The organism is Betaproteobacteria bacterium, assembly GCA_016709965.1.
Taxonomy (GTDB): Bacteria; Pseudomonadota; Gammaproteobacteria; order Burkholderiales; family Rhodocyclaceae; genus Azonexus; species Azonexus amarohabitans.
Genome location: JADJLT010000001.1, coordinates 78,957 through 105,216 on the forward strand (window position 1 = coordinate 78,957; position 26,260 = coordinate 105,216).

The following is a 26,260-nucleotide window of genomic DNA, read 5'->3' on the forward strand; positions in this document are numbered from 1 at the left end:
CAGCGGCTTTCAAAGATTTGACTGTCTGGCATCGGTTTTGCGTTGGTGGGTTGATCTCGAAACCGTTCTCGCCAATCGCCATGACGCCTGTTGAAAAACCTGCATTTCGCTGCCTGCTGGCCACCGATGCCGCCACCCTCATTCGTGCCGAACCCAAAGCCATTATTTTCGACGTTCGCGATATGGCCAGCTACCAGCGTGCTCACATTGATGGCGCGGCCCATCTTTCCGAAGATCGCCTGGTGGCCTGGATGCGGCGACTACCGAAGGATGCCCTGATCATGATCTATTGCTTTCAGGGCAATGCAAGCCGGACATTCGCCCAGATGTTCGTAGATTTTCGCTATTCGAGGGTTTTCAGTGTCGACGGTGGCTATGAGCCACTGGCCGCAGCAATGGCCTGCACAGTCACCGTATGACCAACGCACACGTCAGCCATTGGTTAGATCAGCACGCGCTGTCACCCAGCGATGTTGATTGCGCTGTCACCGTGATGCTCAAGATTCTCGATGGAAAATGCAAGATGAAACGCGTGGAGAAGCTGGTCATGACCGGCCTCTACGACGCAGTTAAAAACCGCCCAGGGCTGCTTCTTGGTGCCGATGACCACCTTCTTGTCAGCAAGGCACGCGACGATGCCAGCGAAGCCATGAGGAACTTGATCTACGAAAAGCGCGTACTGGCCGAAACGACGATTTCTCGTCCGATAATGAAAGCCTTCAAGGCCATGATTCGCCAACAGGGGTTGTTTGAGGGTATTGCAGAAGAGGCTGACAGCGAATGACCATGAAGTTCTATATGACTCCTGGCTCCTGCTCGACCGGCATTCATATCCTGCTGGAAGAATGTGGCCTGATCTTCGAGGTAACCATTGTTAACCTGCTGGCGGGCGATCAGTACAAGGCAGAATACGCTGCCATCAACCCCAAAGGCAGTATCCCGGCACTGGTTCTCGATGACGGCACGGTGCTTACCGAGTTTTCTGCCATTGCCTGGTGGCTGGCGCGTAGCTACCCGAAACGCAAGCTGCTGCCAGAAAACCTGATAGACGAAGTACAGACACTCAGTGTCATGAACCATGTTGTACATACGCTGCACACGCAGGGATTTGCCCGCATCTTTACTACTGAACGCTTCGCGCCGAGCAGTTCTGACCACGAATCAGTCAAGGCCCAGGGCCGTCAGATCATCGACAAGGCATTTACCATCGTTGATCGTGAACTGGTCGGGCGACAATACGTCGTCAGTCATTTCACCATTGCTGATGCAGCGCTGTTTTACGTGGAGTTCTGGGCTGACCGCATCGGCATTCCGCTCCCGGCGAATTGTCAGGCGCACTATCGGCGCATGCTGACACGGCCGGCGGTCAGGCAGGTACTGGCGGAAGAGGGGTACGCGTCGGTGCTGCGCTAGCCTTCACCGACCTGCCCGGGCCCGACACGCCGGTCGGACCCGATCGTTGGCGCGTATTTATTCGAATGAAACCAGATTGGGCTGGACGACCGGATGACCTTCAGCAACCCAGGCATCAAATCCTCCGGCCAGCGAGGTGATGCTCTGGAAGCCCATGGACTGCATGGCAACGACGGAAAGCGCAGCACGGCCACTGGTCTTGCAGTAAACAATGATGGGACGCGTCAGGTTCTGCAGTGCAGGTTCGTTGGAAATCTTGAACTCCAGCAAGCCTCGCGGAATATTGACCGAGCCGGCGATGTGTCCCTGGCGGTATTCATCAGGCTCGCGAACGTCAATCAGCAGCGCATCCGGCACCGACATGTTGTTATGGACGGCGGCCGGGGCACATTCCTTGACGGATTTCTTGGCTTCTTGAACGAGTTCGTGGGCAGGTTTGAACATTTGAATCTCCAAAGGCTGAATTAGGCGCGCGACCAGCGCAGCCAGTTTAAATATAAGCGTATTCTAATTTAATTTACTCAATCAGGTTTCTGGTTTTGCCTATCAGACGACCAGACGTGAATGGCCGACGCCACCCCCTTTTTCAACCCGGATCTGCGCTGCGATGCGTTCTTTCATGCCTTCGACGTGGCTGATAACGCCGATCATCTTGCCGCTGGCGTTGAGCGAATCGAGGGCATTGAGGGCGACTTCCAGAGTGTCGCCATCCAGCGTGCCAAAGCCTTCATCGAGGAAAAGCGAATCGATGGAGGTCTTGTGGCTGACCAGATCGGAGAGCGCAAGGGCCAGCGCCAGGCTGACCAGAAAGCTCTCGCCACCGGACAGCGTGCGCGTGTCGCGGGCGACTTCGCCTTGCCAGCCGTCGACGATGTCGAGTTCCAGTTCGCCGGTCGATTTGCGGCGCAGCAAGTAGCGGCCGTGCAGCTTGGCCAGATGACGATTGGCGAGCAGGAGCAGGTGGTCGAGCGTCAGGCCTTGGGCGAACTTGCGGAACTTGTCACCCTTGGCCGAACCGATCAGGCTGTCGAGGCGCTGCCATATCTCGGCTTCAGTCGCTTGCGTGGCGATCTCGGCGAAAAGCGCTTGCTGGTTTTGACGTCGTTGTTCGTCACTGGCGAGCAGTGCACGCTGGGCGCCGAGTTGTTCGCTCAGGCTGCGACGTTGGCTGTCCAGCGTGGCTAGTTTGTCTTCAAGTGTCAGAAATGGCGGGATGGTGGCCGGCGTGCCGGTTGACTGCGCTTCGCTGCTGGCTGGTGGCGCTGCCTGCAGACGTCGCAGCTTTTCGCTGGCCGCCTTGAGGACGGCTTCGGCCTGTTGCCTGGCAAGTAGCCGGACTTCCTTTAATTGCACAAGTCGTTGGCGTTCTTCAGCCGGCAGCAGGGCGGCAATGAAGGCGGCGAGATCGGCGAAGGGGCTCGCGGCAAGGGCGTTTTGCCAGTTCGATTCAGCTTCCGTCAGTGCTTTTTGTTGCTGGGCGAGCATGCTGGCCAATTGCGCCAGCCGGCCTTCATGCGCCGCCAGGGTTTGCATCAGGCGACTTGTTTCGTCAGCACAGCGGACGAGTGCACCGGCCAGATCGGTGTCGGCTGACCGGGCCTGGTCAACGCATTCCAGCGCTTCAGGAATATTTGGATTTTGGTCATTTTTTCCGGTTGACCGTAGAAGCGCCCAACGCTCCTTCCACAGCGCTGATTGCGCGTTGGCCGTCTCAGATTGGCCTTGCTGCTTGCTCAGCGTTTCGCCCAGTTCCTGCCGGCGGCGCTGGGTATGTAACCAGTGCTGCCATTCTGCATCGCGCGCCTTTAACCACGCTGCCGGTTCATGTGGCATTTCAAAACCAGCTTCGGTCAGCGTTGCGCTCAGGCTGCTATCGAGTTCAACCAGTTCCTGCTGGCGCGTCTGCATTGCCAGCTTCATCTCGGCCTGGCGAACCTCGCCGGCTTGCATGGCCTGTTGCAGCAGGGCGAGCTGATTGGTCGTTTCTTGCAGGGCCTGGGCGCTATCGGCGGCGGATTTGCGCGCCTGGGTCAGCGCCTGTTCGCCGAGGTCGGCTGCTTTCAACCGCTCGCCGAGTTGGGCGAGCGCTTGTTCGGCAGTAACGCGGCCAAGTTGCAACACTTCGGCGTTCTGCCAGTCTTCGGCAGCAAGCGGGCGTGCTGCGCGAATTTGTCCGATCAGTTCAGTCCATTCGGTCTGGCTGCGGGTGATCTCCTGCGCTGTTTTGTCGTGCTGGATTTGCCATTCCTTTTGAGTAGCCTGGCTGGATGCCTGATCAGCCCGGGCTTGCTGGCCTTTCTGGATCAGGGCTTCGAGCGCCGCCTGTTTCTCTTTCAAGGCCGCTTCGGTGGCCGAAACGTCAAGCGCCTGATAGGTGCCGATGGCCGGATGGTCGGTCGAACCGCAGAGCGGGCAGGCTTCATTCGGCTGCAGCTTTTGGCGATGGGCCTCCAGGCTCTGGATGCGCTGTTCCTGCTCCAAGAGTTTCTGCTTGTCGGCCACTTGCGATTTGAGCTCGCTATGCTGCTCGCGGAGGGCGACCAAGGCTTTTTCGCGGGCATCGATCTGGCGTTGGCCTTGCTGCAATTGCGCGGTCTGCGCCGCTTGCTGGGTGGCCAGTTCGCGCCGACGGCGGGCAAGGGTATCGAGTTGCTGCCAACGGTTCGTAGTGGCTTGTTCGGCTTGCCAGTGCTGACGCAGTTCGGCCAGCGTTTGACCGGCGAGGCGTTGCTGTTGCTCGGCGTCGGCAGTCTGCAACCCAGCCTCGGTTTTCGCTTTTGCCTCTTTTTTGGCGTTGACCGCGGCGGTCTGCGCAGGGAGCTTGCGAGCGAGTTCAAGCTGCGCCTGCTCAAGCTTTTGCGCCACCACGTGTTGCGCGGCGATGTCTTGCTGGAGTTTGTGGCGCTGCTCAAACTGCTGACGCCAGATGCCGAGTCGCTCGCCGAGCGTGGCACGTTGCGGATGGGCGAGGCAGAACGCGTCGATCTGCTGGCGTTCGCGCTGGGTGAGTTGCAACTGCTGGTCGGCCTGCTCGGCGATGCGGGCGGCGAGGGCGCTTGCGTAGTGATGTTGCTGGCGCTGTTCGAGTTGCTGCCTGGTCCGTTCACCGTGAATTTCAGCGATCTGGCGTTCGGTTTGCTGGCGGGCTGCTTCGGCCTGCTGCAGTGCTTGGTGCAGCGGCTTCAGGATTTCGGCGGGTTCGCTGGCTGCAAGGCGTTGGAGCTCCGGGGCGGCAGCCTCGAGCGCGGCATGGGCTTGGGCCAACTGCGTTTCAGCAGTGTTTGCTTCCTGCTCGCACTGGCCGAGGTCGACCCGCCACTGGCGTTGTATCTGCACGAGATTGTGCAGATGCTGAACTTCCGTCAGCTGCCTGTCGAGGTCGCCGGCCTTCAGTTGCATCTCGGCGCGCGCTTCACTGGTTAGCAACGCCATGCCGTCGGCGCGGGCCTTGAGCTGGTCAAGCTGGCTTTTGGCATCGCGGGCCTGCTCGAAGACCTTGCGCGAGATATCACCGTAGATTTCGGTGCCGGTCAATTCTTCCAGCAGGTCGGCGCGCTCGTTGGCGCTGGCGTTCAGAAAGGCAGCAAAACCGCCTTGTGCCAGCAGCATGGACTTGGTGAAACGCTGAAAGTTAAGGCCGGTAATCCTTGCGATCTGGCTTAGCTTGTCGTTGGTCTGCGTGCTGAGAATGGTGCCGTCGCCGCTGGCCAGTTCAACCTTGGGCGCCTGGAGCGCGCCATCAATCTTGTCGCGGGCGCGGCGCTGGCTCCAGAAGGCGCGATACACGGCGCCCTTCACCTCGAATTCCACCTCGGCCAGACAGTCGGCAGTGTGACGCGTCATGATGTCGTTGGCCGAAGCCGAAATGCTCTTCAGGCGCGGCGTCTCGTGGTAAAGCGCCAGACAGATGGCGTCGAGCAATGTCGATTTGCCAGCGCCGGTCGGCCCGGTGATGGCGAACAGGCAGTTATCGGTAAATGGCGGCTGGGTGAAGTCGATGCGCCATTCACCCTTGAGCGAATTGAGGTTCTTCAGGCGCAGGCTGAGGATTTTCATTGTGCATCGTCCTGCAAGGCCATGACGATGTTGTGAAAGCGTTCACTCAAGGCGAGTTGCAGGTCGTCGGCCAGTTCTTCCTGTTGCAGGCGGCGGGCAAAAACATCGTGCGGGCTGAGTTCGTCCAGCGTTTCGCTGGCTTCAGCCGCCAGTCGGGCCCCCGTATTGCCGCGCTGGCGGCGGATACGCAGCACCTCGACCGGCCAGCCTTCGGTTAGCGCCTCGATGGGGCCGGCCAGATCGCTCAGGTAATCGTCTTCGGCTACGGTTACTTCCAGCCAGGCCGGTCGTTCGCGCGTGCCTTCTGCCGCCGCAGCACCGATGGCACCGACCAGCGTAGCCAGATTGCCGCTGACTGCGACCAGCCCCTGAAAGCGCGGGACGGGCCGGGCGGTTACTGCCTTCAGACCATTGGCGTCGAGATCAACCAGCAGCACTTCCTTTTGCTGTTTTGCTTCGTCGAAACTGAGTGGAATCGGCGAGCCGCAATAGCGGATGTGCGCCTGGCCGCCGACCAGTTGCGGCCGGTGAATGTGGCCGAGCGCGATGTAGTCGGCTGGTGGAAAGGCGTTGGTCGGGAAGGCTTCCAGCGCACCGACGTAGATTTCACGCACCGATTCACTGGTGCTGGCGCCGACGGTGGTCAGGTGGCCGGTAGCAATCAGCGGCAGTTTGCGGCCAAGCTCGGCTTCCAATGCTTTTTGGCGAGTGCTGGCAGCTTCGTAAACGGCCAGGTAATGACCCTGAATTGCAGCTTGCAAGGAACACAGCTTTTCTTCCGCACTTTGCCCGCCGGCGCTTTGCAGGACGTCGCGCGGACGAATGAAAGGAATGGCACACACGATGCAGCCCGGCTCGCCATTGCGCTGCGGCAGGAGCAGAACCTGCGCTGCTACGTCTTCAGACACCATTGGCACCACGGTCGCCGTCAGGCAGGCCAACAGTTCGCGGCTTTCGTTCAGCGTCGCGACGGAGTCATGATTGCCGCCGAGCAGCAACAAACTCACCCCGGCAGCATGCAGGCGAACGACCAACTGGCTGTACAACTCGCGGGCATAGCTCGGCGGGGTGCCGGTATCGAAAATGTCGCCCGCCACCAATACGGCATCCACCGCCTGCTCATCCACTTGAACCAGCAACCAGTCGATCAGGGCCTGATGCTCGGCTTGTCGGCTTTTGCCCATGAAGTGCTGACCAAGATGCCAATCGGAGGTGTGGAGGAGGCGCATGAAATACGAAAAGACCGTGGTTAAGGCAAAAGCTGGATTCTAAGTCGGCAGCACTGCAACTGGCTGATAAAACGACATTCGGGGCGATTGGTGATGAAGTATTTGAGCAAGCAGTGGCGAGCATTGGCTTGCCAGTTTTCAGCGTCAATTTTGTCAATAGCGTATCGGTAAATCTATTGCATATCGTGTAATTTTGGCTATAGTTACACTCCGTAATTCATAATCACAGCCAAGGAGATACCTGAATGAGTAAAAAAGTTGCATACGTAACCGGTGGCATGGGCGGCATCGGAACCTCTATTTGCCAGCGTCTTGCTCAGGATGGCTATACCGTCGTGGCGGGCTGCGGCCCCAATTCACCGCGCAAGGATCGCTGGCTGGCCGAGCAAAAAACACTCGGCTTCGACTTCATCGCCTCCGAAGGCAATGTCTCCGACTGGGACAGCACCAAGGCCGCCTTTGACAAGGTCAAGGCTGAAGTCGGCGAAATCGATGTGCTGGTCAACAACGCCGGCATCACCAAGGATGGCCAGTTCCGGAGAATGACTGCCGATGACTGGAAGGCCGTTATCGATACCAATCTGAATTCGCTTTTCTTCGTCACCAAACAGGTGGTCGATGGCATGCTGGATCGCGGCTGGGGCCGGATCGTCAATATTTCATCGATGAACGGCCAGCGCGGCCAGTTCGGTCAGACCAACTACTCCACCGCCAAGGCCGGCATGCACGGTTTCACCATGGCTCTGGCTCAGGAAGTCGCCGCCAAGGGTGTGACCGTCAACACCGTTTCGCCGGGCTACATCGGTACCGATATGGTTCGCGCCATTCGCGATGACGTGCTGGAAAAGATCGTGGCCACCATTCCGGTCAAGCGTCTGGGCGAGCCGGAAGAAATCGCTTCCATCGTTTCCTGGCTGGCTTCTGACCAATCTGGCTTCACCACGGGCGCCAACTTTGCCTGTAATGGCGGCAACCACATGGGCTAATGCCCACGCTGGATCGTGTCGGAAACAGAAAGCCCTGCTACAGTTGCAGGGCTTTTTTTATACCCCTGACCAACATGCCGCCACGAGAGATTCAATGATCGCCAATCCGGAACACTTCAATAAAGCCATTGCGCTGTTCGATGCTGCCAATGCGCAAGATCCCAATCTCGACGATGGTCAGCCGAAAGAACTGCTCTACGCCCAACGCATGACTGACATGATCGGTCGTTTCGCCCCAGAGGCCAGCGAAGTCGCCCAGCTCGCCGTGCGCGCCCAGCACATTCAGCGCTGGACAGTGCCGCGTAGCAATTACCCGCTCGGCAAACCAGGTTACTTTGCCTGGCGCACCGGTCTCTATCAAATCCACGCTCAAATCGCCGGTGAATTGATGGCGCAGGCCGGTTACGGGGATTCGATGATCGAGCAGGTCAAAACTGCCGTCAGCAAGCAGGGCATCAAGACCAACCCCGACACCCAGATGCTGGAAGACGTCACCAGCCTGGTTTTCATCGAACACTACATGCTCGGCTTCGCCGGCCAGCACGCCGAATACACGGAAGAAAAATGGCTTGGCATCATCCGCAAGACATGGAAAAAAATGTCAGGCACTGCGCACGCTTTCGCCACCAGCGGTGGCATCAAATTACCCGAAGCACTGGTGCCATTAATACTGAAGGCGGTTTCCGAGGGATGACTTCAGGGCGGTGACGCAGTTTTGTTACACCCAGCCAGGTGGCTGCGACCATGCAGCAGCGGCGGGCGCCACGGTCGACCGGAAAAACAGGGCAAATTTGAAATCGCGTCTCTGAGCATCACGCATCCATGGGTTTCTCTCTGGCGCTGCAGAGTCCATATATTTGAATTGGTATTCAATACTTCACCATTTGCGTTCAACTCGCTACATGAATGCCGCGAACTCCCCATATTCGGCGTTGTTTAGGCCAATCGCTCGATTATTTTACGCTGAATTTGGATGTCTCCACCTCATCGCTCAATCACTCAATTTGTCGCCGAATACGAGCAGTTGTTCAAATTTTGAACTAGAATTGAATTGTTAATTCATGGTGTTTTTTGCGTGTTCTAACAATCCTTTCGACAAGGGTTTTTTAAGGGGGCCTTGTCCCCCTTTTTTTTGTTTCTATTCGACTCAATGGGTCGGCCTGATGTAGTCAGATCGCCAAATACCGATTAGGTCGTGTCACGTTGGATTGATACCGCTTTTCGATGCAATTTTCTGGTCTCTTGGCCTACCAATGCGGACCAGGCATTTCTGGTCATGTCAGTCGAACAAGTGCGGTCGGTAGCACCGCACAGCAGCACAGACAAGGAGGCAAATGATGACTCGTCGCCCTTTGCGTATCGGCCTATCAGCCCGGATCTACCATCCTCAGCCCGGAGCAACCGGCCTGCAATCCAAGTCTCTGCAATACCTTGAGCAATCGGTGGCGCACTGGGTCATGTCACGGGACGTGATGGTTTTGATGATCCCCTCGGTGAGCGGTGACGGGATGGTGCATCGAAGCAGCATTCGTCTTTCAGACTATCCGCAATATCTGGACGGGCTAGTTCTGCAAGGCGGAGCCGACATGAGTCCGCAATCGTACGGTGAAGAACCCCTGCGACCCGAATGGGAGGGTGATCGGTTGCGCGATGCCTACGAAATGGAGTTGCTGCATGAGTTCATGGAGGCGGGCAGACCCGTGCTCGGCATTTGCCGGGGAGCCCAACTGATCAATGTGGCGATGGGCGGGACCTTGTATCAGGATATTGCCACCCAGTATCACCTGCCGGATATTCATGTTCACGATGATTATGACCGACATGCCCACGCCATTGTGTGGGAGGAGGGCGGCGGTCTGAGCAAGCTCTATCCGGAATCTGCTGGCGGGAAGGTTATTTCCATTCACCACCAGGCTATCAAGGCCTTGGGCAAGGGGTTGCGCATCGAGGCGAAAAGTACCGAAGATGGCCTGATTGAAGCCATACGCCTGGAAGGCAAACCCTATGTACTGGGTTTGCAATGGCACCCCGAGTTTCATCCGCCAGGCAGCCCTGACTTGCTGAATTGTGATCCCATACTCGACGAATTCCTGACTGCTGCGCGGGCGCGGCGATGGTAAGGCGAAAGATAGCGATGACTACAGGTAGAAGCGTCTGCGCGGCGCTCAACAAAACGGGGAGTGTTGATCTTCAAGCTTGTTGAGTTTCGGTGTGGGCAATTAACGACTCGAAATGGCCAGAAATGTGGACTGAACGACGGGACTCGACATGCTGAACGATATGGTTACGCCGATGCGTACTGCGTGGGGGAGCCTGCAGGAGCGACTGTCATTTTGCCGCCGTTCCCGGAGCACATGGACTCACTGGCGCTGTTCAGCCTGTTGCTGGTGGTCGGGTTATTGATTGGCGAATGGCTGCACAAACAATTTGGCTGGCCGAAACTGATCGGTTATGTGCTGGCTGGCAGTCTCTTTGGCCCTTCGTTGCTGGGCTTGATCACTATCGAAAGTCTGACCCAGGCCCGACCAATCGCCGATGCAGCGCTCGGACTACTGATGCTCGAAGTCGGTCGGCGTCTCGATTTAAACTGGCTTCGCAGAAACCCCGAATTACTGCGCAGTACTTCGGCTGACATCATCTTGTCGTTCGCCGTCATCTTCATTTTCGCCTTCTGGGTTGTCGGCCTGACGCCCGCATGGGCTGCGGCAACCGCCGCTGTGACCATGGCATCAGCGCCGGCCGTTGTTCTGCTGACCATTGAAGAAGCCAAGGCGCAAGGACAGGTCACCGAACGCATCATTCTCCATACGTCCATCGGTTCAGCCGCATCGTTTTTCGCCTTTGCCGTGGTACTTGGTGTTGTCCACGCCGAATCAAGTGATAGCTGGCTGAATGCGATAGTTCATCCGCTGTGGGTGGTTACAGGTGGCTTGGCGGTGGGTTGTGTGGGCGCCTGGCTAGCCCTGGCGATTGCGCGAGCGGTACCAAAGCGCTCACCGGCCCAGGTTTTTGTGCTGCTTGCCTGCGCCCTGCTGGCCGTTGGGATTGCCCGCATGCTGGCGACACCGGTCTTTTTAACCTTGTTTTCGATGGGACTGTTTCTGGCTTCCCGTGATCACCGGCAAACACTGCGCTATACGGGATTGCCGGAAGGTCACTGGTTGCTCGCCATCATTCTTTTTGTGATTGTCGGTGCCTCATTGCCCTGGCAGGAATTTACCTGGCTTTCCGGATGCCAGGCGCTCGGACTGCTGATGGTTCGGGCCGCGGCAAAAATGGGGGCGTTGGGCTGGTCAGGTGGCAGCTTGCCGCTATTCAAACGTCTGATGGTTGGCGTTGGTATCCAGCCATTGTCGGCAATCGCCGTATTCATGGCCTACGAAATTGCCGCACTGTATCCGGAAGTAGGGCGATCGGCGCTGACCTTATCCTTGTTTGCAGCGGCACTGATGGAACTTGTCGGTCCGGTATTGTGCCGACTAGCCCTGCAACGCTCCGGCGAGTGTGAAAGTCGCATCATCGACCGCGGAGGTATCGCATGAACCTGACGGAACCTCGCACCTTCAAGGAGAGCGCAGCGCTGTCACTGGGCGTCGAACTGGAATTGCAGCTGGTATCACACCGCGATTTTGACCTGACACGCGGAGCCAGCGACCTGATCTGCAGCCTGGATTACGATGGCCGATTTGGCGAGATCAAGCTGGAGATCACCGAAAGCATGATCGAAATCAGCACACTCGCCAGAATGACGGTCGACGGGATTGCCGCTGATCTGGGTGGTTTGCGGGACACGTTGCACCACCATTGCGAGCGCAACAACATCGGGGTCTGCGGTGGCGGGACGCATCCGTTTCACCATTGGCCGGAACGCCGCATTTGTCCGGGTGATCGCTTCGATAACCTGTATCAGCGCTACGGCTATCTCGCCAAGCAATTCACGGTATTTGGCCAGCACATCCATGTCGGCTGCAGCTCGGCGGACGACGCCATCTGGCTCACCCAGGCGCTTGGCGTCTACGTGCCTGCCTTCATCGCCCTGTCTGCATCGTCACCCTTTGTTGACGGGGTCGAAAGTTTTTACCAATCGGCGCGACTGAATGCAGTCTCAGCCTTTCCCTTGAGCGGCCAATGTCCGCCATTGGCCAACTGGCAGGAATTCGCCGCACACTTCAAGTTCCTGCAGGCATGCGGCATTGCCCAGAGCATCAAGGATCTATATTGGGATGTTCGCCCCAAACCCGAATTCGGCACGGTTGAAATTCGGGTCTGCGATACGCCACTCAGTATCGAGCAGGCGACTTCACTTGCCGCGCTGGCCCAGGCGCTATCGCGCTGGCTACTGCGCACCCGTCCGGCGCTACACACCGCCAAACAATCGCATGTCGCCCGTTACAACAAATTTCAGGCTTGTCGATACGGCATGAAAGCGATGATTTCCGACCCCGTGGCCGAATGCCAGGTTCCGCTGAAACAAAGCCTGATGGATTTGTTCGACGATATCGCCGGAGATGCCCGCGAACTGGCATGCGAACACTGGCTAAGCCCGCTCAAATTGGCGATTGTCGATCATGTCAGCGATGCCGCCTGGCTACGGGCAAGGTACCAACTGCACGGGAATTTGAACGACGTGGTGCGTGATGCCAGCAATCGCCTGATGGACAAAGGCCGGCAAAGTGGGGCGGTGGTCTGATCAGACTACAAGGGAGCGTAGTGGCGACTCCGTCGCCAAGCCCCCAGGAGCAGTGGTGCGAACCCAATCAATAGTCCGCCGACGCCCATCACATTGGTGATGAGGTCAAAGGTCGGAATACTGTAGAGGGCAATGAAAACCATGAAGCAGGCAGCCAGCAGCGGCCAAAGTACATAAGAAACAGCATCATTCAAGCCCTGCTTCAACTTGCTTCGGTAATGCCAGGCGCAAGCGAAGCCGGCTAGGCTCATGTAGAAACAGATCTGGAAGCCGATGGCGAGTATCGAGCTGTCAAGAATGGCCTTCACCGAGCTCATGTACGATGACGAAAATAGCAACAGGATGCCAAGGAACCAGATCACGACGGTGGCCAGCCACGGTGTCTTCCATTCCGGATGGATCGTGGCGTAGCGCGGATGCAGCATTTCATCACGTGCCATTGCGAACATGCTGCGGCTGAATTGCAGAATCTGCGTTTCGATGGTCCCTACCGTACTCAGGATCGTGGACAGGACAGCCAGATAATTCCATGGCGTCGGAAACAGCTTGTTGGCAATGGCGTAGAGCACGTTGGTATTGGCTTCGGCGATCTCGCTGTCGCTAAGCACGATCAGAACGACAATCATCATGATGATGAAGAAAAGGATCAGATTGACCATCGCCCAGAAGGCACCTTTGCCAGCCGGGGAGACCTGTTCACCTTCGCCGGTTCGGGTTTCTTCGCTCAGATTCATCGTCACGTCCCACCCCCAATAAAAGAAGATGGCGGTGAGGGCGCCGGTAGCGAAGAGCTGCGGGGTAAACGAGAATGGCGAGAACCAGATGATCGACGGTGCGTGAGCCGGATTTCCGCCGTACTGAACGAAGGCGCCGATGATCAGGGCCAGAACGACAAAGGTTTCAATGGCGGTCAGAATGATCTGTGCGTAGCTGGCGTGCTTGATCCCCTTGGTCACGACAATCGTCACCAGCGTCAGCCAGATGGCGGCGGTGGCCGTCACCCAGTTAGTGTTCTCTACCTTGTCCGCTGCCAACAACACCAGTGTCGATGTAGCGGCCGGAATAGTGGCTGAGACCATGAAAAAGATCGAGGCGACGAGTAATCCCCATCCGGCAAAAAATCCCCAGGTTTTGCCGAAGACATGGCCCACCCACGCGTATGAAGCACCGGCGTGCGGCGCCAGTTTGCTCAGGTGAATGAATGCCAGCATGATCCCGAACATGATCAGGCCACAGTAAAGAATGCTGCCGACCGACAGTACGCCGACCGAAGCGACAATGGCCGCTGTCGTTACGGCTACGCTAAAAGCAGGCGCCGTGCCGGCGATCCCCATGACCGCGGATTCGAACGTGCCCAGTGCCCCCTTGGCTAAATGTCCTTCTGCCACCTGCTCCCCCAATTGCTGATCTCTGTATGCCTACGGCACAGGGCGCCGTTCCCGAAAAATCGATAGCAATTTTAGAGCAAGATTTTGTGCCGAGAGTTACCTGTTTTGTCGAGAAATACACGTTACCCATTGAATGATCCGTGGCGTTTGAAAATTGCCAGCGAGCAAGAGGGGAGGCGCTCAGGCTAACGAAGTCAGCCTGAAGCGACTGGTGCGCTCACGAGCCCGATCAGCCATCGCCTTCAGTTGCTCCGTATTCGGCTTCAGCTCTTCGTCGAATATCCCGGCGATGCGTTCGATGCACGCTTCGGCAGCGGCAGCATCGTGAAACAGGGCACGCGTTCGCCGTGCCAGGACATCCTCGATCGTCCGCGCCGCTTCGTGGCGGATGGCGTAGCGGACCATGCCTTCGGTGCAGGACAGGTTGGGATGCAAACGCTGGTCATGGCCGGGCAAGGTGGCGAGTTCTGGTGCATCCGTGCCGTAGAGATCGGTGGACTGACCTCGCTGCCAGCCGTGTAGTTTCAGCGTTCGGGTTGGACATGGCGCGGCGGTCAGGCCCGCGACTTCGATGGCGCGGTCGATAACATGTTCGGCCATCAGCCGGTAGGTCGTCCATTTGCCACCGGCGATGGTGATCAGGCCGCCAGGGCTGACCAGAATGGCGTGTTCGCGCGACAGGGCGGCGGTATTTTTCTTGTCATTGTGGTCGGGGTGGATGAGCGGGCGCAAGCCGGCGAAGGCGCTACGGATGTCGGCGCGGGTCGGTGGCCGGGTCAGCACGCTGGCGGCGGTGCGCAACAGGAAGTCGATTTCCTCGGCCAGCGGCTGCGGGTCGTCGAGTTGCTGCAGATCAGGGCGCGGGGTGTCGGTGGTGCCGAGCAGTACCTTGCCTTGCCACGGGATGGCAAACATGACGCGGCCGTCTTCGGTTTTTGGAATCATCAGCGCCTGCTGGCCGGGCAGAAAATCGGCATCGACGACGAGGTGGATGCCCTGACTGGGCGTGAGCAGCGGCGGTGCATCAGGTTCGTCGAGGCGGCGCAGGCTGTCGGCATGGACGCCGGTGGCGTTGATGACGGCGCGGGCGCTGATCTCAAACTCTTCGCCACTCTCGGCGTCACGCAAGATGGCGCCGGTGATTCGATCAGCGGTCTTCAGCAGGCAGGTAACCGGCAGGTAATTGAGGCAGGTGGCACCGAGATCAGTGGCGGTCCGCATCAGCGTGATGGCGAGCCGGGCGTCGTCGAACTGGCCGTCCCAGTAGCGGATACCACCACTCAATCCGGCGGTGCACAGGCCGGGCAGGGCGGCGATGACTTCTTGCCGATTGAGGCTGCGCGAGGCTTCCAGCGCATGCCCGCCGGATAGCAGATCGTAAAGCTTGAGGCCGACCGCGTAGATGATGCGGTCGAAGTTGCTCCAGGCCGGAATGATGAAGGCCAGCGGGTGGACCAGATGCGGGGCGTTATTGAGCAGGCAAGTACGTTCGTGCAGGGCGTTGCGGACCATGGCGAAGTCGCCCTGGCGCAGATAGCGGACGCCACCGTGGATCAGCTTGGTACTGCACGACGAGGTGCCTGAGGCGAAATCTCGGGCTTCGACGAGCAAGGTGCGGTAGCCCCGGGCTGCGGCGTCGACTGCGGCACCGAGGCCGCTGGCACCACCGCCGATAATCAGCACGTCCCACGAGCGGGCTTCGCGCAGACTGGCAAAGCGGTCAGCGCGGCTGGCCGGGGCGTTGCTCATGGCTCTTTTGTCCAGCCGAGCGTTCGTTCGATGGCTCGGCGCCAATGAGCGAACAGCGTAGCGCGCTCGTCTTCGGCCATGTTCGGCTCAAAACGACGTTCGGTTTGCCAGAGTGCCGTCAATTCGGCTACGTCCTGCCAGAAGCCGACTGCCAGCCCGGCCAGATAGGCGGCGCCGAGCGCGGTGGTTTCGGTGACTTGCGGGCGCACAACGGGCACCCCAAGCAGGTCGGCCTGAAATTGCATCAGCAGGTCGTTGTTGGCGGCTCCACCGTCTACGCGCAATTCCCTAAGGCCGTGGCCGGCATCCTTTTCCATGGCTTGCAGCACATCGGCACTCTGGAAGGCGATGGCTTCGAGCGCGGCGCGGGCGATGTGGGCGCGGGTGGTTCCGCGCGTCAGGCCGAACAGCGCGCCACGGGCAAACGGATCCCAGTAGGGCGCGCCCAAGCCAGTGTGGGCGGGTACGAAATAGACGCCACCGTTATCCGGCACGCTGGCGGCCAGAGGTTCGATATCATGCGTGCTGGAAATAAGGCCGAGCCCGTCGCGCAACCATTGTACGGTGGCCCCGCCCATGAAGACGCTGCCTTCGAGCAGATAGGTGGTTTGGCCATGGCGCTGCCAGCCAATGGTGGTAAGCAGACGGTGGCTGGAAGCCATGGGTTGCGGGCCGGTATTCATCAGCAGAAAACAGCCGGTGCCGTAAGTGTTTTTGGCCATGCCGTGTTCAAGACAGGCTTGCCCGAAGGTGGCTGCCTGCTGGTCGCCGGCCATGCCGCTGAGCGGGATGGGGGCACCCAGCCATTCGGCGTCGATGGTCGCGATTTCGCCGCTGTTGTCGACCAGGTGCGGCAGTAGGGCCGGGGGGATGTCGAGCAGCGCCAGCAGGTCCTCATCCCAGCACCGGCGGTGAATATCGAAGAGCAGGGTGCGTGAGGCATTCGACGGATCGGTGACATGTACGCGACCGCCGGAAAGCTTCCAGGCCAGCCAGCTGTCGATGGTGCCGAAAGCGAGTTCGCCACGCTCGGCCCGGGCGCGGCTACCGGGAATATGGTCAAGCAGCCATTTGAGCTTGGTGCCGGAAAAATAGGCATCGAGCACGAGGCCGGTGCGCTGGCGGAACAGTTCGGCATGGCCGGCCGCCGTCAATGTTTCGCAAATATCGGCAGTGCGCCTGTCTTGCCAGACGATGGCGCGATGCAGCGGTTCACCAGTCGATTTGTCCCACAGCACGGTGGTTTCGCGCTGGTTGGTGATGCCGACGGCGGCGACCTGGGTGGCCAAAACGCCGTTTTCGTGCAAAACGCTGCGTGCCACGGCCAGCTGCGCCTGCCATATTTCATGGGCGTCGTGCTCGACCCAGCCGGGCTGCGGATAGTATTGGGTGATTTCCTGTTGGGCGATGCCATGGATATCACCCAGACGACCAAAGAGGATGGCGCGGGCGCTGGTCGTGCCTTGATCGAGGGCCAGGACGAACTGATCGGATTGAGCGTTCATGCAGATCTCCAGCGGTCAGTGTCCGATCAGTATACTGGCTATGACGAAGGAAATCCGGCTGCCGTGGCGCGACCGTTGGGCTTTTCGGCCTTAATTGCCGTTGCCGGCACACTGATGCACGATGCTTGCGGTCAACCGGAAATATTGCCCAAAAACAAAAAATCCGCTGCGCGTGCCTTGCCTTCGCGCGGTAGGGCGAAGCTTTCCTGCCTGTAGTCGATGCAGGCGCGAACTTTTGGCAGACGGTGTCGATGCTGTAGCGTCGCTGCGTAGATGGGGATGCACTCATCGTCGGTGTAGTCGGCGAGCACCTGTTGCAAGCGTCCTTGACGGACGAGCGGCGAGACCAGCAATTCGTTGAGTCTGGCGATACCAACGCCTTCGAGCGCCAACGCCGCGACGATGGCGGTGCTGGCGGCCCGCAACCCGTTTGTCGCGAACGGGTCACTTGCATCTACACTGACAGCTTGCCGTCACTAACCCCCACCATGACCATCGAAATCTCTCCCGAATCCAGCAAGGCTGCCATTGCTTCGATCCAGCGCTATTTTTCCGAGAACCTGGATGAGGAAATTGGCAGTCTGGATGCCGGCGCACTGCTCGGTTTTTTCCTCAAGGAAATCGGGCCTGTCGTATACAACAAGGCCGTGGCCGACGCCCAGGCGCGTTTGCAGGCCAGGGTCATGGAACTGGATGTCGATATCTACGAGGACGAGTTTCAGTACTGGGTGAAAAAGGGGCAGGGTAAGCGCCATGGATGAACTGGACACGCTCTCCGGCCTCGGCTTCGCTATGCCAACGCCGGCTTATCTGATCGGCGCCATTGTCTTCGGCCTGATTGGCTTTGCTGCCTATCGCCATGGCAAGCGAATGGCGCGCGCCAAGATCAAGTGGATGGGGATTGCGCTGATGTTCTATCCCTACGCGATATCGGGAACAGCAATGCTGTATGTCATCGGCGTCGCACTGTGTCTGGCGATCTATTTCTGGCGGGACTAGGCGACTAGGCGACAAGTTGCAGGGTGTCGATCCTTGACTCAATCTCCTCAAGCTTGCCGACGGCTTGGGCGCGATTGCTGACGTTGATTTTCCGGAAGATCCGCTGCAAATGGTTTTTTACCGTGTTGGCGCTGATGTGGAGAATCATCCCGATTTCGATATTGGTCTTGCCATTGCGAACCCATTCGAGAATCTCGATTTCACGTTCGCTCAAGCCGGATTTGATTAGTGATGTCAGCAAACCGGGCGCCGCAATGTGTTCCGGCTCAATAACCGGCAAGCCATCGATTTTTCGCATGGCGGCATCGATGTGCGGAAGCAGCAGCTCGAAGCACTTTCTTTCCCGATCGTTAAAACTCCCCGTGCGGCGCAACAGGATATAAAGGTGGTCAACATTGAAACGCGCGTCTGGAATTGCATGGAATAAAACTTGTTGCATGCAACGTAATTCTGCAAAAAGAGCTGATGCATCCATACCGCTACCGCAACCATCGGGCATGGTGGCTGAAGTGACTCTTTCGCCGCCGCTCTTCCAGTGCTGATAAAACCCATTTCTGAATTCGCTGATGCTGGCGTGCGGGATTTTAGCCGTTCGTAATCCCGGGGTCGCCGACACGATGTCATAGTGATATAGGTCGCTACCCACCGTGCCGCTGAATGAGATCAAAATATCATGCGGAATCGCTTCCTGGAACGTACCTTGCAGCCATAGCAATAGCTGAAAGTGAGTCTGGACGGCCAAAGAGCTTTGCATGATCCTGATGGCGGTCTCTGGATTCAGGGCGGTTTCGGTGGGTGCCATTTGGCTGGGATGTCCATTTGTTTATGCAGACTAAATGGTATCGACGGCGCTCATCCGCCGAGTATCAAATATTTCACAGGTAATTCTATAAGTAGTGACGACGCATCCTAAATTCAGGTTTTTGGCCGATTTTTCCGGTTGACCGTGAAATTGCCACAAAAATGCGCATTCGTGCAATTTGCGCAGATATTGCGGATGCTGGCTAGCTGGCGATGTTGTTTTAATGCAATTGCAGAGATCGACAATGAGTGGAGAGCAGCGAGGCTGCTTTCGAGCCTTGATCACCGGGGCACGATTTCCCGATAGCAAGTTCTTCCCCGCACCCCGGCGCCATACCGGGCTCAGGTATAATGCCGGCCTCTCCGCCTAACCTGAAATCACTCTCCAATGGCCGACATTCTTTGCCTCAAGGGCGACGCCGCCTTTTCCGCCTTCCGTCTGCAACGCCTGCAAGCCCGCCTGGTTGCGGCCGTGTCGGATATCGAATCATTGGCGGCCGATTACTGGCATGTCGTGGCGCAAAAGCGCGCCCTGAATGCCGATGAGCGTGCCAAGCTGGCAACACTGCTGGAAGAAAAACCAGCCGACACCGAAGCCGGCGAATTGTTTCTCGTGGCGCCACGCATCGGCACCATTTCGCCATGGTCGTCTAAGGCCACCGATATCGCCTGGAATTGCGATCTGGATGCCATCGAACGTATAGAGCGCGTCATCGCCTTCCATGTTGTCGTCAAAGGTGGCCGCGCCCTGACGGCCGAAGAAAAGAAGACCGTCGCCAGCCTGCTGCATGACCGGATGACCGAATCCGTGCTACCCGGCTTTGATACAGCGAGCGAACTGTTCCGCCATTTCGAGCCGAAGCCGCTCAATACTGTCGATGTACTGGCTGGCGGCAAGGCAGCCTTGGTCGATGCCAACAGCTCGCTCGGCTTGGCCCTGTCCGACGACGAAATCGATTATCTGCTCGATGTCTTCACCAAGGCCGGCCGCAATCCGACCGACGTCGAACTGATGATGTTCGCCCAGGCCAATTCCGAACACTGCCGCCACAAGATTTTCAACGCCTCGTGGGTGATCGACGGGCAGGCCAGGGACAAAACCCTGTTCGGCATGATCCGCGAAACCCACGCCGCCGCGCCGCAAGGCACGATCATGGCCTACGCCGACAACGCCTCGATCATCGAAGGCGCGACCATCCAGCGCTTCTACCCGGATGCCGACCGCGGCTATTCCTACAAGGAAGAGCTGACCCACATTCTGACCAAGGTCGAGACGCACAACCACCCGACCGCCATTTCGCCGTTTCCCCGGTGCTTCCACAGGTTCCGGCGGCGAAATTCGCGATGAAGGCGCCACCGGCAAGGGTTCCAAGCCGAAAGCCGGTCTTTGCGGCTTCTCGGTTTCCAACCTGAATCTGCCCGATGCGCCGCAGCCGTGGGAACACGCCTACGGCCGCCCATCGCGTATCGCCTCGGCGCTCGACATCATGCTCGAAGGCCCGATTGGTGCCGCCGCCTTCAATAACGAATTCGGCCGCCCGAACCTGACCGGCTATTTCCGCACTTACGAGCAGGATGTCGCCGGCACGGTGCGCGGCTACCACAAGCCGATCATGATCGCCGGCGGTCTGGGCAGCATTCAGGCCGAGCAGTCGTTCAAGGACGAAACCTTCCCGGTCGGCACCAAGTTCGTGCAACTGGGCGGCCCCGGCATGCTGATCGGCCTGGGTGGCGGTGCCGCCTCGTCGATGACGGCCGGTTCCAATGCCGAAGACCTCGACTTCGCCTCCGTTCAGCGCGGCAACCCGGAAATCCAGCGCCGCGCCCAAGAGGTGATTGACCGCTGCTGGCAGATGGGCAAGAACAATCCGATCCTGTCGGTGCACGACGTCGGTGCCGGTGGTGTCTCCAATGCCCTGCCGGAGCTGGCCCATTCAGGTGGCGTCGGCGCCATTTTTGATCTGCGCAAGGTGCCGACCGAAGAGCCGGGCATGTCGCCGGCTGAAATCTGGTCCAACGAATCGCAGGAGCGTTACGTACTGGCCATTCCGCCGAACCGCATCGCCGAATTCCAGGCCATGTGCGAGCGCGAGCGCTGCCCGTTTGCCGTGGTCGGCGAAGCGACCGGCGATGGCCATCTGACCGTCACCGATGCGCATTTCGGCGTCAATCCGGTCGACATGGAAATGGAAGCGCTGCTTGGCAAACCGCCGCGCATGACGCGCGACGTGACGCACCAGCCGGAAACCTTCGTCTCCTTCGACGCCACCGCCATCGAACTGAAGGACGCCGCCTATCGCCTGATGCGTCTGCCGACCATCGCCGACAAGACCTTCCTGATCTCCATTGGCGACCGTTCGGTCGGCGGCATGACCGCCCGCGACCAGATGGTCGGCCCGTGGCAGGTGCCGGTGGCTGACGTCGCCGTCACCACGATGGGGTATCAAGGATATCTCGGTGAAGCCTTCGCCATGGGCGAGCGCACCCCGCTCGCCGTGTTCGACGCGCCGGCGTCCGGCCGCATGGCGATTGGCGAGGCGCTGACCAATTTGGCCGCCGCCGATGTCGGGGATCTTGGCAAGGTCAAACTCTCGGCCAACTGGATGGCGCCGTGCGGCGTGCCGGGCGAGGATGCCCGCCTGTTTGATACCGTCGAAGCAGTTTCAGACCTGTGCAAGGCGATTGGCGTGTCGATCCCGGTCGGCAAGGATTCGCTGTCGATGCGCACCGCCTGGGAAGATGGTGGTGAGAAGAAGCAAGTCGTGTCGCCGCTGTCGCTGGTCGTGACCTCATTTGCGGCAGTTGACGACGTGCGCAAGACCAAAACGCCGCAAATGGCCGTCGATCAAGGCGATACCGAACTACTACTGCTCGACCTCGGCAAGAGCCGCCTCGGTGGCTCGGCCCTGGCGCAGGTTTACAACGCGACCGGCAACGATGCACCGGACGTCGATGAACCGGCCAAGCTCAAGGGCCTGTTCGATGCCGTACAAAAACTGAATCGCGACGACCTGTTGCTCGCTTACCACGACCGTTCGGATGGCGGCCTGTTCGTGGCCGCTTGCGAAATGGCCTTCGCTACCCGTCGCGGGGTGTCGCTCGATCTGGACGGTATCTGCTATGACGCTGGCGCCGGCGATGTCGACGGTTCCGAAAAGCTGACCAATCTGCTGGCTGGCCGTGATTTCGAGCATATCGTCCGCGCGCTCTTCAACGAGGAACTCGGTGCCCTGATCCAGATCCGCCGTTCTGAGCGCGAAAAAGTCACGCCGATTCTACGTGCCTGCGGAGTGCCGTACCACTTCGTTGGTCACATGAACCAGTGGGATGAAATCCGTGTGACGCGCAACGCCAAGCGCGTGCTGCGCGAAAAGCGTGTCGATCTGCAACGCGCCTGGTCCGAGACCAGCTACCAGATGCAGGCGATGCGCGACAACCCGGATTGCGCCAAACAGGAATTCGACCGCATCCTCGATGTCACCGATCCGGGTCTGACGCCAAAGGTCACGTTTGATACGCAGGATGATTTCACGCAGGTCTATACGCAAGTCAGCGGCCGTCCGCGTGTTGCCATCCTGCGCGAGCAGGGCGTCAACAGCCATTACGAAATGGCCGCTGCCTTCGACAAGGCCGGCTTTGCTGCGGTCGACGTGCATATGAGCGACATTCTCGCCGGCCGCGTCAGCCTGAAGGATTTCAAGGGATTGGTCGCCTGCGGTGGTTTCTCCTACGGCGACGTACTTGGCGCTGGTCTCGGCTGGGCGCGGACCATCCTGATGCACGACGGCTGCCGTGACGAATTCGCCGCCTTCTTCAACCGTAAAGACACCTTCGCACTGGGCGTCTGTAACGGCTGCCAGATGATGAGCGCGCTCAAGTCCATCATCCCGGGGGCAGAGAACTGGCCAGCTTTCCGCCGCAACCAGGTCGAGCAGTTTGAAGCCCGCTTCGTGATGGCCGAAATTCTTGACTCACCGTCGATCTTCTTCGCCGGAATGGAAGGTTCGCAAGTGCCGATCGTTGTTTCGCACGGCGAGGGCAGGGCGGTCTTCGACAACGTCGGCGACCAGAGCAAGGTACTGTCCGCCGTGCGCTACGTCGACAACAAGGGCGAGCCGACCGAGGCTTACCCGTACAACCCGAATGGTTCGCCGAATGGCCTGACGGCGGTGACTACGGCTGATGGTCGCTTCACAATCATGATGCCCCACCCGGAGCGCGTCTTCCGTACGGTGCAAATGTCCTGGCACCCGGAAAAATGGGGCGAGGATTCGCCGTGGATGCGCATGTTCCGCAACGCGCGGCGTTGGGTGGGTTGATCCGGCTTGTTGCCTTGGTAAAAAGGGACTCCGCGGAGTCCCTTTTATTTGCTTTCAATCTGCAGAAATTTGAATTTTCGGCTTTTTTTCCGGTTGACCGCAGTACTCATCAGCGCCGTAGGCAATCGCTGATTTGTTGTGAATTATCAGGCTTGGACGAGCCGCAGCTTGTCGAGTTGGCCAACCAGTTGATGCGAAGCTTCGTTAAGCTCAGGAAGCAGCAGGTCTGCACAATCGGCAAGGCCATTATTGCTGAGCTCGAGAATCTCGTTGGCCATTGCATGAAAACGGTCATGGATAACGACAAGCTGACAAAAATCAGCTGACTGGCGATCGATGCCCTCGGCTTCATTCAGCAGCTTGGCCAGCATGCAGCCCCGATGCTCAGAGAGCGGCATGTCGGCGTAGTTGCCGCCGGCAAAGGCGTTCAGGAATTGGCGGCGCCATTGCGTGTGCAAGCGTATGGCGCTATCGATGTCAATACGCTTCATGGGCAGTTCTCCGGAGATCTGATGGCTGACGGCTTGATGCCGCTCTTGCCGAAGACTGAATTATGCCGCAGGCGCGCTTATGGACAAGGGGGTGCAGAGTGCTTTTGGGGGCAGTTTTAGATTAATTCTGCGGTCAACCGGAAAAACAGCCCAAAATCAGAAATTTTCCTGACGCTATTTCAGGTGCGACCAACACGGGCATGACGTCGCCAGCAGGCTGGGGTCTGCAGCGCTTCAACGTCGGTGCTGCTTGTGCAGAAGATGGCACGTGCACGTTCAAGGCGGGCCTGTTCGTCATGGGAAATGCCGGCGATCAGATCGAACCACTGTTGCAAACGTTTCATGATGTCGACTCCTTCGAGTGATTGGTAACTGTTTAGATATACAGTATCTGGCGTTCGAGTGCAGATTATACGAAAGCTGTATGGATGTACAGTATTCGTGAAATATTTTTTACAAGGTAGGCTTGGCGCATTGGTGATCTACAAGAGGCTCACAATGTCGCGCGCAAAATCAGCCTGGTTTCCGCCTGCCGGCATGCTGGTGACCTATCGAGGCCGCACTCGCCAGTCGATACGCAACGTTCGCGTAGTGGCCGAGGCATCGGCCGGGCGGATGGTGGTCGAAGCCATCGGCAAGCAGGGCGTGCCGGTACGCCTGACCGTCAAGCGCGATAATCTTTTGCCGATGGAACCGGACCTGTTCGATTGATTCGATCGACAAATACGAATTGCCCCAGAGCCTTGAAGCGTCGACGGCAGCAGGAAGCCCAGACAAGCAGCAGCGTGACCCGCCCGGGTGCGGGTAGCAGTTGAAGACTACCGGCACTCATGGCCTCAACCAGTGTAAGACGGTTGCTGACAAGCCTGTACTGCTGCCCGGGGCGTAGAAAGATATCGCCCGACTCTCCGGAAATCGTGATCCAAAGCGTTCCGGACACACAGCTGATCACAACGCCATGCCCGCTTTCAAGCCGTAAAGGGTGGCCGGATAAGAGTTGAATTTCCCGCTGGAACAGGTCGCTTTGCATGGCACGTTCCTTCTCTGGATGCAAAGCAGTTTAGAGCGCCGAATTTTATTGGTACAGTTGCAATATATTTAAATTGTGACCAATACAGTTCTACGGAAATCAATCTGTGCTGGTCGCACTTCAGTCCAACTGTATGGGTGATTCATGTCAGAAGAATTGTTGCGCTATGAGCGACTGGCGGCCGATCTGGCGGGAATGATCGGCAATGGTGTCCTGTCACACGGCGACCGCTTGCCCTCCGTGCGTCGCCTGTCGCAGGAAAAGCGGGTATCGGTGTCCACGGTCGTTCAGGCGCTACGCCAACTGGAGGACCGCGGCCTGGTCGAGGTCCGCCCACAGTCAGGCTATTTCGTGAAGCGGCCCATCCCGTTAAGGGCTGAACCGGTGGCCCGCTCGACCCCGGAGGCGCCCATGCCGGTGGATATTTCGCAGCGGCTGGTGCGCATCCTGCAGGCGGGCAGCCGGCCGGGCGTTGCGCCGCTGGCGGCCGCACTACCTGCCCCTTCATTGTTGCCAGTAGCGGCGCTGCAGCGTTTGTATGCCGGCGTGGCCCGGCGCCATCCTCGACTGCTCGAAGGCGGCAGCCATATCAATACGGATGAGCCGGCGCTGGTTCGCCAGCTGGTACGGCGCTCGCTGGCCTGGGGCGGGCCGCTGGCGGCAGACGAATTTGTCATCACCAATTCCTGCACCGAATCCCTCGGGCTATGCCTGCGTGCCGTCACCCAACCGGGCGATACCGTAGCGGTGGAGTCGCCAGCCTATTATTTGATGCTGCAATTACTGGAAACGCTGGGCCTGAAAGCGCTGGAAATCCCTACCGATCCGCGTACCGGCATGTCGGTCGAAGCGCTCGATCTAGCGACGCGGAACGGCGGCATTGCCGCCTGCCTGATCGTGTCGAATGGCAGCAATCCGCTCGGCTGCGTGATGCCGGATTCCAGAAAACGTGAATTTTCCCGGTTGACCGCAGCACGTCGCGTCGCGGTCATCGAGGACGATATTTACGGCGACCTTCATCTTGGCGGCGACCGCCCGTGGCCGATCAAGGCGTTCGACACCACCGGCAACGTAATGCTTTGTTCGTCGTTCTCAAAAAGCCTGTCACCCTCAATGCGCATCGGCTTTGTCGCGGCGGGGCGCCATCGCCAGACGATTGCTCTGCAAAAAACCATCACCAGCGGCGGCACCAATCCAATTACCCAACTGGTACTGGCCGAATATCTCGAATCCGGCGCCTATGAACGCCATTTGCGCACCTTGCGCCGCAGTTACGAACGGCAGGTCGAGGCCATGCGGCTGGCCGTCAGCCGCTATTTTCCAATGGCCACCCGCATCGCCCAGCCGCAAGGCGGGTATGTTCTGTGGATCGAACTGCCGGAAGGCATCGACATCACCAGCCTCCATGAGCGAGCCATTGCTGAAAATCTAGCCTACGTCCCGGGCGAACTGTTTTCAGCCAGCGGCATGTACCGGAATTGCCTGCGCCTCAACTGCGGCAACCCGCACACACCCGAAATCGAGGACGCCGTCCGTCGTCTGGGTATCATCTTTTCCAACCCTTAAGCCAAGGGGCGAGCCAAAAATTACGGTATTATTCGGCC

At 58.7% G+C, this 26,260-nt stretch carries 23 protein-coding genes and 1 pseudogene; 13 read left to right on the forward strand and 11 right to left on the reverse strand.

Annotated elements, in window-relative coordinates:
* Positions 1-80: 80 nt before the first annotated feature.
* Genes IPJ12_00430 through IPJ12_00440 form a run of 3 tightly spaced genes read left to right on the forward strand, consistent with a single transcriptional unit; the run spans position 81 to position 1,413 of the window.
* The gene (locus tag IPJ12_00430) at positions 81-419 is read left to right on the forward strand and encodes a thiosulfate sulfurtransferase GlpE (protein MBK7645679.1); all 339 of its coding nucleotides are present in this window, start codon (positions 81-83) and stop codon (positions 417-419) included.
* Positions 416-784 (forward strand): hypothetical protein, encoded by a 369-nt coding sequence (locus IPJ12_00435; GenBank protein ID MBK7645680.1) that lies wholly within the window; start codon positions 416-418, stop codon positions 782-784. The genes IPJ12_00430 and IPJ12_00435 overlap by 4 nt, the downstream gene beginning before the upstream one ends.
* A 2-nt stretch (positions 785-786) precedes the next feature.
* On the forward strand, positions 787-1,413 hold the full coding sequence (locus IPJ12_00440; GenBank protein ID MBK7645681.1) for a glutathione S-transferase N-terminal domain-containing protein: 627 nt from the start codon (positions 787-789) through the stop codon (positions 1,411-1,413).
* A 57-nt stretch (positions 1,414-1,470) separates the two neighbouring features.
* Here IPJ12_00440 and IPJ12_00445 read toward each other — a convergent pair whose 3' ends face one another.
* The 3 genes from IPJ12_00445 to sbcD all read right to left on the reverse strand — a co-directional run bounded on the left by IPJ12_00445 (position 1,471) and on the right by sbcD (position 6,698).
* The gene (locus tag IPJ12_00445; protein ID MBK7645682.1) at positions 1,471-1,857 is read right to left on the reverse strand and encodes a rhodanese-like domain-containing protein; all 387 of its coding nucleotides are present in this window, start codon (positions 1,855-1,857) and stop codon (positions 1,471-1,473) included.
* A 102-nt stretch (positions 1,858-1,959) separates the two neighbouring features.
* The gene (locus IPJ12_00450; protein ID MBK7645683.1) at positions 1,960-5,469 is read right to left on the reverse strand and encodes an AAA family ATPase; all 3,510 of its coding nucleotides are present in this window, start codon (positions 5,467-5,469) and stop codon (positions 1,960-1,962) included.
* The gene (sbcD, locus tag IPJ12_00455; GenBank protein MBK7645684.1) at positions 5,466-6,698 is read right to left on the reverse strand and encodes an exonuclease subunit SbcD; all 1,233 of its coding nucleotides are present in this window, start codon (positions 6,696-6,698) and stop codon (positions 5,466-5,468) included. The genes IPJ12_00450 and sbcD overlap by 4 nt, the downstream gene beginning before the upstream one ends.
* Positions 6,699-6,943: 245 nt before the next feature.
* Here sbcD and IPJ12_00460 point away from each other — a divergent pair, with 245 nt between their 5' ends.
* From IPJ12_00460 to IPJ12_00480, 5 genes are all read left to right on the forward strand, one after another.
* Positions 6,944-7,684 (forward strand): 3-ketoacyl-ACP reductase, encoded by a 741-nt coding sequence (locus IPJ12_00460; GenBank protein ID MBK7645685.1) that lies wholly within the window; start codon positions 6,944-6,946, stop codon positions 7,682-7,684.
* Between the two features lie 94 nt (positions 7,685-7,778).
* On the forward strand, positions 7,779-8,378 hold the full coding sequence (locus IPJ12_00465) for a DUF4202 domain-containing protein (protein MBK7645686.1): 600 nt from the start codon (positions 7,779-7,781) through the stop codon (positions 8,376-8,378).
* Positions 8,379-9,021: 643 nt separating this feature from the next.
* Positions 9,022-9,804: a type 1 glutamine amidotransferase gene (locus IPJ12_00470; GenBank protein MBK7645687.1), complete on the forward strand. Its 783-nt coding sequence runs from the start codon at positions 9,022-9,024 to the stop codon at positions 9,802-9,804.
* A gap of 234 nt (positions 9,805-10,038) precedes the next feature.
* Positions 10,039-11,226, forward strand: a complete 1,188-nt coding sequence (locus tag IPJ12_00475) for a cation:proton antiporter (protein ID MBK7645688.1) — start codon at positions 10,039-10,041, stop codon at positions 11,224-11,226.
* Positions 11,223-12,374, forward strand: a complete 1,152-nt coding sequence (locus IPJ12_00480; GenBank protein MBK7645689.1) for a glutamate--cysteine ligase — start codon at positions 11,223-11,225, stop codon at positions 12,372-12,374. Before IPJ12_00475 ends, IPJ12_00480 begins: the two co-directional genes overlap by 4 nt.
* Positions 12,375-12,379: 5 nt before the next feature.
* On the opposite strand, the gene IPJ12_00485 is transcribed toward IPJ12_00480, so the two are convergent.
* From IPJ12_00485 to IPJ12_00500, 4 genes are all read right to left on the reverse strand, one after another.
* Positions 12,380-13,708: an APC family permease gene (locus IPJ12_00485; protein MBK7645690.1), complete on the reverse strand. Its 1,329-nt coding sequence runs from the start codon at positions 13,706-13,708 to the stop codon at positions 12,380-12,382.
* A gap of 234 nt (positions 13,709-13,942) precedes the next feature.
* Positions 13,943-15,511, reverse strand: a complete 1,569-nt coding sequence (locus IPJ12_00490; GenBank protein MBK7645691.1) for a glycerol-3-phosphate dehydrogenase/oxidase — start codon at positions 15,509-15,511, stop codon at positions 13,943-13,945.
* Positions 15,508-17,016, reverse strand: coding sequence for a glycerol kinase GlpK (gene glpK, locus IPJ12_00495; protein MBK7645692.1), 1,509 nt, complete (start codon positions 17,014-17,016; stop codon positions 15,508-15,510). Before glpK ends, IPJ12_00490 begins: the two co-directional genes overlap by 4 nt.
* Positions 17,017-17,147: 131 nt before the next feature.
* Positions 17,148-17,441, reverse strand: coding sequence for a hypothetical protein (locus IPJ12_00500; GenBank protein MBK7645693.1), 294 nt, complete (start codon positions 17,439-17,441; stop codon positions 17,148-17,150).
* A gap of 63 nt (positions 17,442-17,504) precedes the next feature.
* On the opposite strand from IPJ12_00500, the gene IPJ12_00505 reads away from it, so the two are divergent.
* The gene (locus tag IPJ12_00505) at positions 17,505-17,777 is read left to right on the forward strand and encodes a DUF2164 domain-containing protein (protein MBK7645694.1); all 273 of its coding nucleotides are present in this window, start codon (positions 17,505-17,507) and stop codon (positions 17,775-17,777) included.
* A 188-nt stretch (positions 17,778-17,965) separates the two neighbouring features.
* Complete coding sequence (locus IPJ12_00510; GenBank protein MBK7645695.1) at positions 17,966-18,052, forward strand: hypothetical protein; 87 nt, start codon at positions 17,966-17,968, stop codon at positions 18,050-18,052.
* Here IPJ12_00510 and IPJ12_00515 read toward each other — a convergent pair.
* Positions 18,020-18,817, reverse strand: coding sequence for a transcriptional regulator EpsA (locus tag IPJ12_00515; GenBank protein MBK7645696.1), 798 nt, complete (start codon positions 18,815-18,817; stop codon positions 18,020-18,022). The genes IPJ12_00510 and IPJ12_00515 overlap by 33 nt on opposite strands.
* 387 nt (positions 18,818-19,204) lie before the next feature.
* On the opposite strand from IPJ12_00515, the pseudogene purL reads away from it, so the two are divergent.
* Positions 19,205-23,135, forward strand: a pseudogene (purL, locus tag IPJ12_00520) (phosphoribosylformylglycinamidine synthase).
* 146 nt (positions 23,136-23,281) lie between these two features.
* Here purL and IPJ12_00525 read toward each other — a convergent pair.
* Positions 23,282-23,626: a CZB domain-containing protein gene (locus tag IPJ12_00525; GenBank protein MBK7645697.1), complete on the reverse strand. Its 345-nt coding sequence runs from the start codon at positions 23,624-23,626 to the stop codon at positions 23,282-23,284.
* A 179-nt stretch (positions 23,627-23,805) separates the two neighbouring features.
* Positions 23,806-23,970 (reverse strand): hypothetical protein, encoded by a 165-nt coding sequence (locus tag IPJ12_00530; protein MBK7645698.1) that lies wholly within the window; start codon positions 23,968-23,970, stop codon positions 23,806-23,808.
* 154 nt (positions 23,971-24,124) lie between these two features.
* Between IPJ12_00530 and IPJ12_00535 the strand changes: the two genes are divergently transcribed.
* Positions 24,125-24,337, forward strand: coding sequence for a hypothetical protein (locus IPJ12_00535; protein ID MBK7645699.1), 213 nt, complete (start codon positions 24,125-24,127; stop codon positions 24,335-24,337).
* Here the strand turns inward: IPJ12_00535 and IPJ12_00540 are convergent.
* Positions 24,291-24,656, reverse strand: coding sequence for a DUF2917 domain-containing protein (locus IPJ12_00540; protein MBK7645700.1), 366 nt, complete (start codon positions 24,654-24,656; stop codon positions 24,291-24,293). The two genes, IPJ12_00535 and IPJ12_00540, sit on opposite strands and share 47 nt — an antisense overlap.
* 144 nt (positions 24,657-24,800) lie before the next feature.
* Between IPJ12_00540 and IPJ12_00545 the strand changes: the two genes are divergently transcribed.
* A complete protein-coding gene (locus IPJ12_00545) occupies positions 24,801-26,222 on the forward strand; it encodes a PLP-dependent aminotransferase family protein (GenBank protein ID MBK7645701.1) in 1,422 nt (473 codons plus the stop codon).
* Positions 26,223-26,260 lie beyond the last annotated feature (38 nt).

Bases quoted from the DNA above. Each gene is read 5' to 3' on its own strand.
- IPJ12_00475 (MBK7645688.1), top strand. From the start codon at position 10,039: ATGGACTCACTGGCGCTGTTCAGCCTGTTGCTGGTGGTCGGGTTATTG.
- glpK (MBK7645692.1), bottom strand. From the start codon at position 17,016: ATGAACGCTCAATCCGATCAGTTCGTCCTGGCCCTCGATCAAGGCACG.
- IPJ12_00535 (MBK7645699.1), top strand. From the start codon at position 24,125: ATGTCGCGCGCAAAATCAGCCTGGTTTCCGCCTGCCGGCATGCTGGTG.
- IPJ12_00470 (MBK7645687.1), top strand. From the start codon at position 9,022: ATGACTCGTCGCCCTTTGCGTATCGGCCTATCAGCCCGGATCTACCAT.
- IPJ12_00465 (MBK7645686.1), top strand. From the start codon at position 7,779: ATGATCGCCAATCCGGAACACTTCAATAAAGCCATTGCGCTGTTCGAT.
- IPJ12_00480 (MBK7645689.1), top strand. From the start codon at position 11,223: ATGAACCTGACGGAACCTCGCACCTTCAAGGAGAGCGCAGCGCTGTCA.
- IPJ12_00530 (MBK7645698.1), bottom strand. From the start codon at position 23,970: ATGAAACGTTTGCAACAGTGGTTCGATCTGATCGCCGGCATTTCCCAT.
- IPJ12_00445 (MBK7645682.1), bottom strand. From the start codon at position 1,857: ATGTTCAAACCTGCCCACGAACTCGTTCAAGAAGCCAAGAAATCCGTC.
- IPJ12_00435 (MBK7645680.1), top strand. From the start codon at position 416: ATGACCAACGCACACGTCAGCCATTGGTTAGATCAGCACGCGCTGTCA.
- IPJ12_00485 (MBK7645690.1), bottom strand. From the start codon at position 13,708: ATGGGGATCGCCGGCACGGCGCCTGCTTTTAGCGTAGCCGTAACGACA.
- IPJ12_00515 (MBK7645696.1), bottom strand. From the start codon at position 18,817: ATGGCACCCACCGAAACCGCCCTGAATCCAGAGACCGCCATCAGGATC.
- IPJ12_00430 (MBK7645679.1), top strand. From the start codon at position 81: ATGACGCCTGTTGAAAAACCTGCATTTCGCTGCCTGCTGGCCACCGAT.
- IPJ12_00490 (MBK7645691.1), bottom strand. From the start codon at position 15,511: ATGAGCAACGCCCCGGCCAGCCGCGCTGACCGCTTTGCCAGTCTGCGC.
- IPJ12_00505 (MBK7645694.1), top strand. From the start codon at position 17,505: ATGACCATCGAAATCTCTCCCGAATCCAGCAAGGCTGCCATTGCTTCG.
- IPJ12_00540 (MBK7645700.1), bottom strand. From the start codon at position 24,656: ATGCAAAGCGACCTGTTCCAGCGGGAAATTCAACTCTTATCCGGCCAC.
- IPJ12_00510 (MBK7645695.1), top strand. From the start codon at position 17,966: ATGTCATCGGCGTCGCACTGTGTCTGGCGATCTATTTCTGGCGGGACT.
- IPJ12_00460 (MBK7645685.1), top strand. From the start codon at position 6,944: ATGAGTAAAAAAGTTGCATACGTAACCGGTGGCATGGGCGGCATCGGA.
- IPJ12_00440 (MBK7645681.1), top strand. From the start codon at position 787: ATGAAGTTCTATATGACTCCTGGCTCCTGCTCGACCGGCATTCATATC.
- IPJ12_00525 (MBK7645697.1), bottom strand. From the start codon at position 23,626: ATGAAGCGTATTGACATCGATAGCGCCATACGCTTGCACACGCAATGG.
- sbcD (MBK7645684.1), bottom strand. From the start codon at position 6,698: ATGCGCCTCCTCCACACCTCCGATTGGCATCTTGGTCAGCACTTCATG.
- IPJ12_00450 (MBK7645683.1), bottom strand. From the start codon at position 5,469: ATGAAAATCCTCAGCCTGCGCCTGAAGAACCTCAATTCGCTCAAGGGT.
- IPJ12_00545 (MBK7645701.1), top strand. From the start codon at position 24,801: ATGTCAGAAGAATTGTTGCGCTATGAGCGACTGGCGGCCGATCTGGCG.